Genomic DNA, 13,730 nt, shown 5'->3' with positions numbered 1-13,730 from the left:
TCACAGCGCACGCTTACGGGGCCCGGGAACCTGGGCGTCGGACTCGCGGAGGTACAGCGGCGTGGAATCCAGCAGCTGCTCCCCCGCGGCCAGCCTCGCCAGGGCAAACTGGCCAAGATAGAGGGCATCCGGCTGCTCCGTGCTGAACTCCGGATCGGCTTTCAGGACGCCCTCGTAGATGCCCGCACCGGCACCGAAGGCCGGGAGGTCGGGAAGATCGGCCGCGAAGCCCACGTGCGGTCCGTCAACGAGCCGGGGCAGCTGGCCGTCGACGAGGGAGTAGCGCGCCCAATAGACCTCTTTGCGCCGGGCATCCGTTGCCACCAGGAATTCCGGCACGGCCGCGGTCGATTCGGCCACTTCCAGCGCCAAAGCGTCCAGGCTCATCAGGCCGTAGAGGGGCTTGCCCCAGACGTAGGACAGGGTCCGCGCTGTGGCGATCCCCGACCGCAGCCCGGTGAACGGCCCCGGGCCCACGCCGGTCACGATCGCATCGATGTCCGCGCCCGTCACCCCGGCGTCGGCGAGCAGGGCGTCGATGCCGGGGGCCAGCACTTCGGCGTGGCTGCGGGTGTCCTCGGTGGAGAAACTCGCAAGCACTCCCTCCGGCGCGTCGTCAGAAACCAGCGCCGCACTGGCCACGGCTGACGTGTCGATGGCAAGGATGAGCATCAGGAATTCCCTTTCAGGGCGGCGGGCAGCAGCGGCTGCCCAGCCCAGCGCGGGCCGTAGCCGCGGATCAGAATGGTGCGGGGTTCGTCGTCGTCGTCCGTGTCGAAGTCAAGCACGCCGTCAGCGTCGCCCGGCACGGAGCCTGACGCGGCGCCGGGCGTAGAGCCCAGGTGACGGTGCAGTTCGACGTCGAGCAGGCTGTCACTGAGGTGTTCCACCCTTCCGCGGCCCCACTCCACCACGGTGACGGTGCTGTCCATGGTGTTTTCGAGGTCGATGTCATCGATCTCCGCCGCGGTTTCCAGCCGATAGGCATCCACGTGCACCAGGTCGGGACCGCCGGGCCGCGGGCCGTCCGGAAGGTTGGGATGGATGCGGACCAGGACGAACGTGGGGGAAATGATGCCCGCCCTCACGCCCAGACCCTCGCCAAGTCCCTGGGTGAAGGTTGTTTTGCCGGCGCCGAGCTCTCCGGTCAGGATGACGAGGTCGCCAGCGTCAAGAACGGCGCCGAGGGCCGCCCCGAGGGCATGGGTTTCCTCGGCGCTCTGCACCGTCAGGGACAGCTCCCATTGCAGATCATTCATCGTGCCGCCCCCGGCCCTTCTGTGTGGCGTTCGTTGACATAGCGTCGCGGGACCCGCGGACTGATCCGCGTCACGATCTCGTAGTTGATGGTGCCCGCCGCACGCGCCCAGTCGTCCGCCGTCGGGCCGCCGTCGGAGCCGTCGCCGAAGAGGACAGCCTCGGCTCCCAGCACGCTGGCGCCGCCGGCGGCCAGGCCGCGGGGTCCGAGGTCGATCACCATCTGGTCCATGGCGATCCTGCCCACCACCGGGTAGTTCCGGCCTTCCACCCGCACCGGGCCGCCCGTGGCCACGCGCGGCACACCGTCGGCGTATCCGAGCGGGATCAGTCCCAGGGTGCTGGCGCCGGCGGTGCGGTAGTTGAGTCCGTACGAGACGCCCTGGCCGGCGGGGACATCCTTGCAGTGTGACACCTGGGTGCGGACGGTCATCGCCGGGCGGAGGCCCAGCTCGGCCGGCGACTGGCCGTCGAAGGGTGAGAGCCCATAGATGCCAAGGCCCACGCGGACCAGGTCGAAGTGCGTGTCCGGGCGGGACAGCGTGGCAGGGGTGTTGGCCAGGTGCCGCACTTCGGGATCCACCCCGGCGTCCTCGGCGATGGCCAGGACTTCGCGGAAGGCCTGCAGCTGCTGGTCTGTTTCCGGACGGTGCGGCTCATCCGCCACGGCGAGGTGGGAGAAAATGCCCACCACGCGGAGCAGGCCTTCGTCCTGGTATTCCATGGCTTCGCCCACCAGGCTGTCCCATGCCTCCAGCGTTGCACCGTTGCGGCCCAGGCCGGTGTCCACTTTCAGGTGGATGCGCGCGGGGCGTTCCTGTTCCCGGGCTGCCAGGACGATCTTTTCCAACTCCCAGCCGGAGCAGCCAATGTCGATCCCGGCGGCGACGGCGGCACCGAAGTTGCTGTCCGGCGTGTGCAGCCAGGCGAGCAGCGGCGCCTCGATGCCTGCAGCGCGCAGCGCAAGCGCCTCTGAAATGTGCGCAACACCAAGCCAGCGCGCCCCGGCTTCAAGCGCCGCGCGCGCCACCGGCACGGCACCGTGCCCGTAGGCATCGGCCTTCACCACGGCCATGACCTGCGCAGGCGAGGCAACGGCGGCCAGATGGCGCACATTGTGCCGGATGGCGTCCAGGTCGATCACTGCTGTACGTTCGCCGGCTGAACGTTCGGTTGCTGCTGGGTAAGTCACCCTAGTGATTCTAGTGGCGGCGCGGCGGGTGGGCTTAATTCAGCTAGGCGTCGGAGAGGTGGGCGATGGTTGCCGTGGCCCGGCGCAGGGCCTGCGTGGGAACATCGCGGACGATGTCCTCGAGGAAGCTGAAGCGCCGCAGCCACTGGCTGCTTTGCCTCTCCGGCCTGGCGTTGGCCCGCTTCCACCAGTCGGCGATGTCGCCCCAGCCCGGCGCCGCGAGGGAACCGCCCACTTCCTGGACCGCCAGCGACGCGCACAGGTTGGCGAACCGCAGCCGGTCAGCCAGCGGCCAGCGCGCGAGGCTGCCCACGATGAACGCCGCGCCGAAGCAGTCCCCGGCCCCGGTGGGGTCAAAGGCCGAGACCGGCAGCGACGGCACCCACTCCTCCTCGCCCGTTTCGGAGTCCACGGCCATGGCCCCCTGCGGCCCCAGGGTCACCACGGCCACCGGAACCCGGTCGGCGAGCGCATACAGCGCTGCCCAGGGAGTGTCCCGGCCGGTGAACGCCATGGCCTCGCGCTGGTTGGGCATAAACGCGTGGAAGTACTCGAGGTTGTCGAGCCTGGTGGAGGACCATTTGCCGGTGGCGTCCCAGCCGACGTCCCCGAAAAGCTTGACTCCGGCGCTGTGGGCGGCCACAGCCCACGGGGCCAGTTCCTCGTCCAGGTCGGCGACGGCGGCGAGCGCAGCCGGCGGCGTGCCGATCAGTTCCGAGGAAGTGACCGGCGCCGGGTGGCCGTGGGTGACCATGGAGCGGTCGTGCTGCACGCTGAGCGAGACCGTCACGGGAGAGTGCCAGCCGGGTACCCGTTTGGACAGGGACAGGTCCACGTGTTCCTGGGCGGCCAGGATCTTCCAGTTGTAGTCCCCGTAGCCGTCATCGCCGAAGGCAGCCGCCAGCCCTGTCCGCAGTCCCAGCCGCGCAGCGGCGATGGCCTGGTTGGCCACCCCGCCCGGGCAGCTCCCCATCCCCTCGCTCCAGATTTCAGTGCCCGGCTCCGGCGCGTGGGGCAGCCCGGTGAAGATGATGTCCTGGAAGACCGTCCCCGTCAGGAGCAGGTCGAAGCTCCCGTCCGCGGGAGTGCGGACGGCGGAGAGCGGGTCGAACCGGCGCTCTGGTATCGCGTCCATGTTCGGCAGACTACGCCCTCGGGCCAGCCCTGCAAAGAGCCCCGTCCCTGGTCATGCGAAGGGCCCCGGCAGGAGTTCCCGTGAGCGGCCCGCCGTAGCCGAATAGACTGCGTGGTATGCGGCTCATGATTGCCGGTGGCGGCGGGTTCCGTGTCCCGCTCGTGTACCGGGCGCTCACCTCCGGCCCCTTCGCAGGGCTGGTGCGGGAGCTTGTGCTCTTCGACGTCGATCCCCTGCGGCTGGCTGCCATCAAGGCCGTTCTGGCAACAATGGGGGCTTCCGGCGGTGCTCCTTCATCCGACCGCCCCGGCCCTGCGGTCAGCACCACCACATCGTTGGCCGAGGGCCTCGCCGGCACCGACATGGTGTTCGCGGCCATCCGCCCCGGAGGAACAGCGGGCAGGACCGCCGACGAGCGCGTGGCCCTCGGACTGGGCCTGCTGGGCCAGGAGACCACGGGCGCGGGCGGGATCTCCTATGCCCTGCGGTCCATCCCGGGGATGCTGGCATTGGCCCGCGAAATGAAGCAGCGGTGCCCCGGGGCATGGCTGGTCAACTTCACCAACCCGGCCGGAATGGTCACGGAGGCGCTGGTGCCCGAGCTGGGAAGAAAGGTGATTGGCATCTGTGATTCGGCCGGCGGCCTGGTCCACCGGGCGGCCCGGGCGGCGGGGGCCGACTTGCCGGAGGGAAAGCTCGACGGCGTGGGCTATTACGGCCTCAACCACCTGGGCTGGCTGTACCGGCTGGAGTCCGGCGGGAAGGACGTGCTTCCCGGGCTGCTGGCGGACGCGCGGGCCCTGTCCGGTTTCGAGGAGGGGCGGCTCTTCCCTCAGCCGTTCCTCCAGGAGCTGGGCTGCCTGCCCAACGAGTACCTGTATTACTACTACGACACCGAACGGGCAGTCGGCGCAATGCGCGCGATGCGGCAGACGCGCGGCGAATCGATCCACGAACAACAGGCCGGGCTCTACCCGGCGCTGGCCGCGGCAGGTCCCCGCGCCTACGAACTGTGGGACGCAGCCCGACGCTCCCGCGAGGAAGGATACCTGGCTGAGGCACGCGCCGGCGGCGAACAGCGGGATGAGGAGGACCTCGCGGGGGGCGGGTACGAGCGCGTTGCCCTCGGCGTGATGCGGGCCCTGTCGGGTGGTGCGCCGTCGGGTGGTGCGCCGGCCGGGCGTACGGAGCTCATCCTGAACACCCCAAACGAAGGCGCGGTTCCCGGGTTGCCGGCGGACGCCGTCGTCGAGGTTCCCTGCCAGGTGACCCCCGACGGCGCGGTGCCGCTGCCGCAGGAGCGGCCCGGAGAAGCCCAACTTGCCCTCATGCAGCGGGTCAAGGAGGTGGAACGGCTCACGGTGTCGTCAGTGGTGCAGGGACGACGTGCCGACGCCCTTCGGGCGTTCGCGCTCCACCCGCTGATCGATTCCGAGGAGCGGGCTGTGAAGCTTCTGGCGGGCTACGAAGCGGCGTTCCCGGGGCTCCGGCTGCTGTGGCACGGCGGGGCTTGACTTCCGACGGCTGCCGCTTCCGGCGGCGCCTACAGCTTGCGGTACATCACGTTCAGGCCCACGTAACCCAGCGTCGGGTGGTTGAAGGATTCCGGGATGGTGGCCAGGACCTCGAAGCCCATGGCCTGCCAGGCCGCCACGGCGCGGACGTTGCTCTCCACCACGGCGTTGAACTGCATGGCACGGAAGCCTGCAGCCCGGGCCGCGTCCAGCGAATAGGCGCAGAGGGCCTTGGCCAGTCCTTTGCCTGCGTGGTCCGGGTGGACCATGTAGCCTGCGTTGGCCACGTGGCTCCCTCCCCCGCCCTGGTTGGGGTGCAGCTCTCCCGTCCCCAGCACCGCCCCGTCCCGGACGGCCACGAATGCCTGGCCCGGGGCGTCCTTGAACCAGCGCGCGCGGGCCTCGTCCTCCGTGGTGCCGCGGTCCCAGGTGAACGTCTCCCCGGCCCGGATGACAGGCTCCAGGATGGCCCACATGCCGGGCCAGTCTGCTGCGGTGGCGGGACGGATTGCCATGCCGGCCGGGTGCTGGTTTGAATCTGCCGTTGCATCTGCGGTTGCGCTCACACGCGCCACGTTAGCAGGAGGGATTCCAGTGTTCGGGAGGTGTTCGGGACACTGCGAAGGCCGGGGCACTTCAGGAGTAGTGTTTTATCGGATGCAGTTCCGCCAGCCGAAGGGAGAGCCGTGACTCTGATCCGCCGTGTCGCGTTCCTTTCCCTGCACACCTCGCCCATGGAACAGCCCGGTTCCGGCGACGCCGGCGGCATGAACGTGTATGTGCGGGCGCTGGCGTCGGCACTGGCCGCCAGCGGGGTCGAGGTGGAAATCTTCACGCGGTCCACGTCGTCCGGGCAGCCCGCCGTCGAACACCCGGATCCCGGCGTATGCGTCCACAACGTGATCTCCGGACCGCCGCGAAAGCTGCCCAAAGAGGAACTTCCGGAGCTTCTGCACAGCATGGTGGCGGAAATTGAGCGCATCCGGCAGCGCCAGCCGCACGGCCGGTACGACCTCATCCATTCGCACTACTGGGTGTCCGGCGTGGCCGGGCTGGAGCTTTCCCGGCTGTGGGGAGTGCCGCTGGTGCACACCATGCACACCATGGCCAAAGTCAAGAACCTCCTCCTGCAGTCCGGCGAGAAACCGGAACCGCGGCGGCGCGAGGACGGCGAACACCGCATCGTCGACGGCGCCACCCGGCTGATCGCGAACACCCCGGCCGAGGCTGCCGAACTCGTGTCGCATTACGATGCCGACTTCGACCACATCGACGTCGCTCCCCCGGGTGTGGACCTGAGTGTCTTTACACCCGCCTTCCGCCCCCGGTCCCGGGCACAGTTCGGGGTGCCCGCCGGCAAGTTCCACCTGCTGTTCGCCGGACGGATCCAACGGCTCAAGGGCCCGCAGGTCCTCGTCAAGGCAGCTGCCCTGCTCCGCTCGCGCCGCCCGGACATCGACCTCCAGGTGACCATCCTGGGGGCCTTGAGCGGGGCCAAGGATTTCGACCTGAAATCGCTGATCAGCGCTGCCGGAATGGACGACGTCGTCACCCACCACCCGCCGGTGAACGCACCGGAGCTGGCCGGCTGGTTCCGCTCGGCCGACGTCGTGGTGATGCCGTCCTACAGTGAATCCTTCGGCCTGGTGGCGCTGGAAGCCCAGGCGTGCGGAACTCCGGTAGTGGCAACCCGGGTGGGCGGACTGTCCCGCGCCATCTTCGACGGACGGACCGGGCTGCTGGTGGACGGGCACAAAGCCGCTGACTGGGCCGACGTCCTGGAAGCGCTCTATGACGACCCCGTCACCCGCGGGGACATGGGGCGGGCTGCAGCCCTGCACGCCCAGGGCTTCGGCTGGCAGCGGACTGCCGCCATCACGCTGGAAAGCTACCACGCCGCCGTCGACCAGTACATTGACAGTCACAGAATTCCGGTGGGCCACACGCCATAGCCGGGCAGCGCCGGGCGGGACCTCCAACCGGCTTTCCCTGAAGCCACGAACTGAAGGACAACGATGTCTGACAACAACGTCATGAGTGACCTGGAAATCGCCCAGCGCGCCACCATGCGGCCCATCGGCGATATCGCCGCCGCGGCAGGCATCAACGCCGACGCCCTGGAACTTTATGGCCGGTACAAGGCGAAGATCGATCCGGCGAAGCTTGTGGATCCGGCAGGCGCACCGGACCGCCTTCCGGGCAAGGTGGTGCTCGTCTCGGCGATGTCCCCCACTCCGGCGGGCGAGGGGAAGTCCACCACCACGGTGGGCCTGGCGGATTCCCTGGCCCGGGCGGGCCGGAAGGTGATGATCGCGCTGCGTGAGCCGTCCCTGGGTCCCGTCCTGGGCATGAAGGGTGGCGCCACCGGCGGGGGCTACTCCCAGGTGCTGCCCATGGAGGAAATCAACCTGCACTTCACCGGCGACTTCCACGCCATCACCTCGGCGAACAACGCACTCATGGCCCTGGTGGACAACCATATTTTCCAGGGCAACGAACTCAACATCGATCCCCGCCGGATGACGTTCAAACGGGTCCTGGACATGAACGACCGCTCCCTCCGCGAAGTGATCATAGGCCTCGGCGGACCGGCCCAGGGCGTCCCGCGGCAGGACGGCTTCGACATCACGGTGGCCTCGGAGATCATGGCGGTGTTCTGCCTGGCTACGGACATCGCCGATCTCCGGGCCCGGCTGGGCCGTATCACCTTCGGCTACACCTATGACCGTGAACCCGTCACGGTGGCGGACCTCGGCGTCCAGGGTGCCCTGACCATGCTGCTTAGGGATGCCATCAAGCCCAACCTGGTGCAGACCATCGCCGGCACTCCGGCCCTGGTGCATGGCGGCCCGTTTGCCAACATCGCGCACGGCTGCAACTCGCTGATCGCCACCCAGACCGCCCGCCGGCTCGCTGACATCGTGGTCACCGAAGCAGGTTTCGGCGCCGACCTGGGGGCCGAAAAGTTCATGGACATCAAGGCGAGGGTGGCAGACGTGGCACCGTCCGCCGTCGTGCTGGTGGCCACGGTGCGGGCCCTGAAAATGCACGGCGGGGTGGCCAAGGACCGGCTGAAGGAACCCAATGTGGAGGCGCTGGCTGCCGGAACTGCCAACCTCCGCCGGCATATTCAGAACGTGGAGAAGTTTGGAATCACGCCCGTGGTGGCCGTCAACAAGTTCGCCTCGGACGCCCAGGAAGAGCTGGACTGGCTGCTGGAGTGGTGCGCCGGCGAAGGGGTGCAGGCTGCCGTGGCCGACGTCTGGGGCCGGGGCGGCGGCGGGGACGGCGGTGACGATCTCGCGGCCAAGGTGCTCGCAGCGCTCGAGGCACCGCACAGCTTCCGGCACCTGTATCCGCTGGAGCTGTCTGTGGAGGACAAGATCCGCACGATCGTGCAGGAAATGTACGGGGCCGACGGCGTGGACTTCTCGGTCCCGGCGCTCAAACGCCTGGCCGACATCGAGAAGAACGGCTGGGCCGGCATGCCCGTCTGCATGGCCAAGACGCAGTACTCCTTCAGCGACGACGCCACGAAGCTGGGTGCGCCGAAAGGCTTCACGGTGCATGTGCGGGACCTCATCCCCAAGACCGGGGCGGGTTTCATCGTGGCGCTGACCGGCGCGGTGATGACCATGCCCGGGCTTCCCAAGGTCCCGGCTGCCCTGCGGATGGACGTGGACGATACCGGCAAGCCGCTGGGCCTCTTCTAGACGCTCTCTCACTTCCTGCCGGTTTTTCCCAGACGCTCTCTCACTTCCTGCCGGTTTTTCCCGGACGCTCTCTCACTCCCTGCCGCCTTTTCCCAGACGCTCTCTCACTCTCTGCCGACTTTTCCCAGACGCTCTCTCACTCCCTCTCGACTAAACAGCTGCCTGTGGATAACTTCTGCGGCGTTGTCCGGTTTCGGGTCACAATGCCAGCATGCAAAAGCGCACCGATCTACCTGCTCACCTGGCGGCGGCTCCATTCACGTTGGATTCAGCGCGGGCGTCCGGAGTTTCCAGGGCCAGGCTGCGGCGGAAAGATGTGGTTCATGTGGGCCGCGGACTCTACCGCCCGTCAGACTGGAACTTCGAACTGGAGGCCGCGGCAAGGGCGTTGTCCACCGCGTCGCCAGGGGCTTGGATATCCCACGTCACGGCAGCTCGGCTTCACTGCCAACTCCTGCCACCCTGGCTAGCTGACTCGACGGAGTTGCACTTGAGCAAGCCCCGGACCCTGCCCTCTGTGCGCCGCAACGGCGTTATCGGCCACACGGTGGTGGCCCTCGAGGACGAGATTGAATCGATCGATGGCCTCCGCGTCAGTACCCGTTCGCGGACCTGGCTGGATCTGGCGCGACGGCTGCCGGTGAGCGATCTGGTGTGCATGGGGGATCAACTAATCCGTGTCCCGCGAGTGGCGTTCGAGGGACGCACCCGGCCTTATGACACTTTGGACGGTCTCCGCACCTTAGTTGGCCGCCACCCAAACCTGCAGGGTGTAGTACGCGCCCGGGAGGCGCTGCACCTCATGCGGGTCGGTGCGGACTCCGCGCCTGAATCGCTTCTCCGCCTGGCGATGGCCGACGCCGGCCTCCCTGAGCCGGAGCTCCAGTTGGCGTTGCGCCCAACGGATGCCGTTTCGCCGACGGCCGATCTGGCCTACCGTCACCGGCGTCTCGCCATCCAGTATGACGGTGAACATCACCTTCTCGACGCCCAGATCTTCAGCGACCGACGGCGGGACAAAGCATTTGAATCGGCTGGCTGGACGGTCCTGATCCTCGGCAAGGACGATCTTGTTGATGGTTGCCGGCCGGCCGTCAGCAAGATCAAACGACTGCTGCGCACCGCATGGCTCGATCATCCCCAAGCGTCCGGTTTTGCCGACGCCGGGTGAGAGAGCGTTGCGCCAAAACCCGCCAAAAGTGAGAGAGGATCAACCTTAAACCTGCAGGGAGTGAGCGAGCGTTTGGTCCTTCACCTTGGCCCCCACCCCCGCACGGCCACCGCGCTTGAGCGAAACGAAGACCACCACGACGCTTAGCACCACCAGACCGGCAACGTACGCCGCGGTGGCGGGGTCCTCGGCAAGAAGTTGCGGGATCGCCCGTCCCGGGACGGCGACGGCAAAAATGAACGCCACGGCAATGCCGACGTAGCTGCCCACCATGTTGCCCAGGTGCGACGGAACGTTACGGCGAATTGCACTGACAAGGCCGAGGGTAACAGTCACGATGGTGAAGGCGGACAGCCCGTGCAACCAGCTGAAATGTCCTGCGGTCACAATCCAGAAACTACTGAAGCAGACGTAGTACATGGCCGCCACCCAGAGGTATCCCATGGTGCGGTGGATGCGGTCGCGGCGCCGTCGAAGAATCTGAAAGGGGCCAATCACAAGGACGAACAGCGCTGCGATCACATGGCTGACTAGCAGTACATTCCAGGGCTCCATAGCTTTAGGATAGAGGCACTATCCAGACTGTGTACATCAGGATAGTTGCCGCCGGACCCACTATCCAACGGACCCGGCTTCCGACCAAAGAAGGCGCGGATGCAGCTTAAGGAACTCAGCGAGCGGTCGGGAGTCTCGGCCGCCAGCATCAAGTACTACCTGCGCGAGGGCCTGTTGCCCGCCGGGGCCGCCGTCCACGCAACCCGCGCGCAGTATTCGGCGCGGCACGTCGAGCGGCTCGAATTGATCCAGGCGCTCCGCCGGATAGTCGGACTGAACATCGAACAGATCCGCGGCCTCCTCGGAATGGCCGACGACGGCGCACCGCGGCTCGACCTGCTGGCGGCAGTCCAGCGCGTGGTGCTGGAGCTGGACACCTCCGCCACAGCGGGTGGCAGCGTCGGCACACCGGCGGCTGACGCCGTCGTACGTCTTCGAGGCTGGCCCGATTACCCGAGTGACGCCCGGAACGCACTGAATGCCCACCTGGCGCTCATGGAAAGCCTCAACATCCGTGTCTCGCCTGAGGTGCTGGACACGTACAGCAAGGCTATGGATGACGTCGCCGGGATCGACATCGCGGCCACGACGGCCCCGGACAGCGTCGACCAGCTTATTCTCACGGCCGCAGTCGGGATGCACATGCACAGCCGGCTGCTGCTCAAGCTCCTTGCTTTCGCACAGGCCAGCCACGCCATCCGCCGATATGAGAATGACGTTTAAAGCGCGACGCTCCCCCACCAGAAGTGAGAGAGCATCGCGCCAAAACCGACCAAAAGTGAGAGAGCATCGCGCCAAAACCCACCACAAGTGAGAGAGCATCGCGCGGGGGAAACGGAAGAGCTTAGCGCTCCAGGTCTCCGCGGATGAAGGCCTCAACCTTTTCACGGGCGAGGTCGTCGTTGAACTGCTCCGGCGGGGACTTCATGAAGTAGCTGGACGCCGAGAGCAGCGGGCCGCCGATGCCGCGGTCCAGGCCGATCTTGGCCGCACGGATGGCGTCGATGATCACGCCGGCGGAGTTGGGTGAGTCCCACACTTCGAGCTTGTACTCCAAAGAAACGGGGGCGTCGCCGAAGTTGCGTCCTTCGAGGCGCACGAAGGCCCACTTGCGGTCATCGAGCCACTGGACGTAGTCGGACGGGCCGATGTGCACGTCCTTGGCAGCCAGTTCGGCTTCAACGTTGGAGGTCACGGCCTGGGTCTTGGAGATCTTCTTGGACTCCAGGCGGTCGCGCTCCAGCATGTTCTTGAAGTCCATGTTGCCGCCGACGTTGAGCTGGTAGGTGCGGTCCAGCGTGACGCCGCGGTCCTCGAAGAGCTTGGCCATGACGCGGTGCGTAATGGTGGCGCCGATCTGGCTCTTGATGTCGTCGCCCACGATCGGGACACCGGCGGCGGTGAACTTGTCCGCCCATTCCTTGGTTCCGGCGATGAAGACCGGCAGGGCGTTGACGAACGCCACGCCTGCATCGATTGCGGCCTGTGCGTAGAATTCGGCGGCTTCCTGCGATCCAACGGGCAGGTAGCAGACCATGACGTCAACCTTGGCGTCCTTCAGGGCCTGGACAACATCGACCGGCTCTTCCGGGGACTGCTCGATGGTCTCGAGGTAGTACTTGCCGAGGCCGTCCAGGGTGTGGCCGCGCTGGACCGTTACGCCGGTGGGGGGAACGTCGGCGATTTTGATGGTGTTGTTTTCGCTAGCCAGGATGGCGTCGGCCAGGTCAACGCCGACCTTCTTGCCGTCAACATCGAAGGCTGCAACGAATTCGACATCGTTGACGTGGTACTTGCCGAACTCCACGTGCATCAGACCGGGAATCGTGGCCTGGGGGTCGGCATCCCGGTAGTAGTGGACACCCTGGACCAGGGACGCGGCGCAGTTACCCACACCGACGATGGCAACACGAATCGGATTTGAAGACACGGAACTCCTTTGAGAACAAACTTCAGTGCCCGGCGCGGCAGCACTCTGATGAGCGACGGCGGCTGATGGGCACGGCGCCATTGGGCGCCCTTGCATTGTAGCCAACGCCGCCGGGGCCGGAGTTGTTCCCGGCCCCGGCTTTGTGACATAGACGGTTCTGTTGGGCGGCCCGGTTGGCCCGCTGGGTCCTGTTTAGGGGCGCGCTACTTCTGGGCCCAGAGGTTGATGTCGGACTCGACGGCGAACTCGTCGATCGCCTTCAGTTCCTCGTGCGTGAACGCCAGGTTGTTGATGGCGGACAAGGTGTCCTCCAGCTGTTTGACGCTGGACGCGCCGACCAGTGCGGACGTCACGGGTGAGCCCTTGGGCTGGTCGCGGAGGATCCAGGCGATGGCCATCTGCGCGAGCGACTGCCCGCGGCCGGCGGCGATGTTGTTGAGCCCGCGCACCCGGTCCAGCTTGTCCTCGGTGAGCGCCGACTCGGACAGGAACCGCTCCTTGGCTGCCCGCGAATCGGCCGGGATGCCGTTCAGGTAACGGTCCGTCAGCATGCCCTGCGCCAGCGGGGAGAATGCAATGGACCCCGCGCCCACCTGGTCCAGCGTCTCGTAGAGGTTCGGTGAACCGTCCTCGGTCCAGCGGTTCAGCATGGAGTAGCTGGGCTGGTGGATGAGCAGCGGGGTGCCGAGGTCCTTCAGGATCCGGGCGGCCTCGAGGGTCTGTTCCGGAGTGTACGAGGAGATGCCCGCGTACAGGGCCTTGCCGGAGCGCACGGCGTAGTCGAGCGCGCCCATGGTTTCCTCCATGGGCGTTTCCGGATCCGGACGGTGGCTGTAGAAGATGTCCACGTAGTCCAGGCCCATGCGCTGTAGCGACTGGTCCAGGCTGGAGATCAGGTATTTGCGGGAGCCCCACTCGCCGTACGGGCCGGGCCACATGTAGTAACCGGCCTTCGTGGAGATGACCAGTTCGTCGCGGTAGGGCTTGAAGTCGTCCTGCAGGTGGCGGCCGAAGTTGGTTTCTGCGGATCCGTCCGGCGGACCGTAGTTGTTGGCCAGGTCAAAGTGGTTGACGCCCAGGTCGAAGGCGCGGCGGAGGATGGCGCGCTGCTCGTCAAAGCGCTTGTCGTCACCGAAATTGTGCCAGAGCCCAAGGGAGATGGCCGGAAGTTTCAGGCCGCTGCGTCCGACGCGGCGGTAGGGCATGGATTCATAGCGGTTGTCCGCTGCAGAATAAGTCATACCTGCAATCCTGCCAGCTGTG

At 66.9% G+C, this 13,730-nt stretch carries 13 protein-coding genes; 5 read left to right on the top strand and 8 right to left on the bottom strand.

Annotated features, from left to right (window positions below; all coding sequences use genetic code 11):
• Genes tsaB through ACFVWT_RS02925 form a run of 4 tightly spaced genes read right to left on the bottom strand, consistent with a single transcriptional unit; the run spans nt 1 to nt 3,584 of the window.
• Nucleotides 1-672 carry a tRNA (adenosine(37)-N6)-threonylcarbamoyltransferase complex dimerization subunit type 1 TsaB gene (gene tsaB, locus ACFVWT_RS02940; protein ID WP_390245055.1) on the bottom strand — a complete coding sequence of 224 codons (672 nt, stop codon included), beginning with the start codon at nt 670-672 and terminating at the stop codon, nt 1-3.
• Nucleotides 672-1,259 carry a tRNA (adenosine(37)-N6)-threonylcarbamoyltransferase complex ATPase subunit type 1 TsaE gene (gene tsaE / locus ACFVWT_RS02935; RefSeq protein ID WP_390245053.1) on the bottom strand — a complete coding sequence of 196 codons (588 nt, stop codon included), beginning with the start codon at nt 1,257-1,259 and terminating at the stop codon, nt 672-674. The genes tsaB and tsaE overlap by 1 nt, the downstream gene beginning before the upstream one ends.
• Complete coding sequence (gene alr, locus ACFVWT_RS02930; RefSeq protein ID WP_390245051.1) at nt 1,256-2,449, bottom strand: alanine racemase; 1,194 nt, start codon at nt 2,447-2,449, stop codon at nt 1,256-1,258. Before alr ends, tsaE begins: the two co-directional genes overlap by 4 nt.
• A 43-nt stretch (nt 2,450-2,492) precedes the next feature.
• Nucleotides 2,493-3,584: a PfkB family carbohydrate kinase gene (locus tag ACFVWT_RS02925; RefSeq protein WP_390245049.1), complete on the bottom strand. Its 1,092-nt coding sequence runs from the start codon at nt 3,582-3,584 to the stop codon at nt 2,493-2,495.
• Nucleotides 3,585-3,700: 116 nt separating this feature from the next.
• On the opposite strand from ACFVWT_RS02925, the gene ACFVWT_RS02920 reads away from it, so the two are divergent.
• Nucleotides 3,701-5,098, top strand: coding sequence for a 6-phospho-beta-glucosidase (locus ACFVWT_RS02920; RefSeq protein WP_390245047.1), 1,398 nt, complete (start codon nt 3,701-3,703; stop codon nt 5,096-5,098).
• A 29-nt stretch (nt 5,099-5,127) separates the two neighbouring features.
• Here the strand turns inward: ACFVWT_RS02920 and ACFVWT_RS02915 are convergent, their stop codons facing one another.
• Nucleotides 5,128-5,613 (bottom strand): GNAT family N-acetyltransferase, encoded by a 486-nt coding sequence (locus ACFVWT_RS02915; RefSeq protein ID WP_390247046.1) that lies wholly within the window; start codon nt 5,611-5,613, stop codon nt 5,128-5,130.
• A gap of 171 nt (nt 5,614-5,784) precedes the next feature.
• Here ACFVWT_RS02915 and mshA point away from each other — a divergent pair, with 171 nt between their 5' ends.
• From mshA to ACFVWT_RS02900, 3 genes are all read left to right on the top strand, one after another.
• On the top strand, nt 5,785-7,050 hold the full coding sequence (gene mshA / locus ACFVWT_RS02910) for a D-inositol-3-phosphate glycosyltransferase (protein ID WP_390245045.1): 1,266 nt from the start codon (nt 5,785-5,787) through the stop codon (nt 7,048-7,050).
• 63 nt (nt 7,051-7,113) lie between these two features.
• Nucleotides 7,114-8,811, top strand: coding sequence for a formate--tetrahydrofolate ligase (locus ACFVWT_RS02905; protein WP_390245043.1), 1,698 nt, complete (start codon nt 7,114-7,116; stop codon nt 8,809-8,811).
• A 490-nt stretch (nt 8,812-9,301) separates the two neighbouring features.
• Nucleotides 9,302-9,982, top strand: a complete 681-nt coding sequence (locus ACFVWT_RS02900; RefSeq protein WP_390245041.1) for a hypothetical protein — start codon at nt 9,302-9,304, stop codon at nt 9,980-9,982.
• Nucleotides 9,983-10,027: 45 nt separating this feature from the next.
• Here the strand turns inward: ACFVWT_RS02900 and ACFVWT_RS02895 are convergent, their stop codons facing one another.
• Nucleotides 10,028-10,537, bottom strand: coding sequence for a DUF2306 domain-containing protein (locus tag ACFVWT_RS02895; RefSeq protein ID WP_390245039.1), 510 nt, complete (start codon nt 10,535-10,537; stop codon nt 10,028-10,030).
• A gap of 99 nt (nt 10,538-10,636) precedes the next feature.
• On the opposite strand from ACFVWT_RS02895, the gene ACFVWT_RS02890 reads away from it, so the two are divergent.
• Complete coding sequence (locus ACFVWT_RS02890) at nt 10,637-11,260, top strand: MerR family transcriptional regulator (RefSeq protein ID WP_390245037.1); 624 nt, start codon at nt 10,637-10,639, stop codon at nt 11,258-11,260.
• Between the two features lie 121 nt (nt 11,261-11,381).
• On the opposite strand, the gene ACFVWT_RS02885 is transcribed toward ACFVWT_RS02890, so the two are convergent.
• Together ACFVWT_RS02885 and mgrA are read right to left on the bottom strand one after the other, a co-directional pair.
• Complete coding sequence (locus ACFVWT_RS02885) at nt 11,382-12,467, bottom strand: inositol-3-phosphate synthase (protein WP_390245035.1); 1,086 nt, start codon at nt 12,465-12,467, stop codon at nt 11,382-11,384.
• 203 nt (nt 12,468-12,670) lie between these two features.
• Nucleotides 12,671-13,708 carry an L-glyceraldehyde 3-phosphate reductase gene (gene mgrA, locus ACFVWT_RS02880; RefSeq protein ID WP_390245033.1) on the bottom strand — a complete coding sequence of 346 codons (1,038 nt, stop codon included), beginning with the start codon at nt 13,706-13,708 and terminating at the stop codon, nt 12,671-12,673.
• Between the last annotated feature and the right edge of the window lie 22 nt (nt 13,709-13,730).

The organism is Arthrobacter sp. NPDC058288, from assembly GCF_042880995.1.
In the GTDB taxonomy this organism is placed as follows: Bacteria; Actinomycetota; Actinomycetes; order Actinomycetales; family Micrococcaceae; genus Arthrobacter.
Note: the sequence above shows the minus strand (reverse complement) of the source record. Positions and strands in the feature narration are given on the sequence as shown.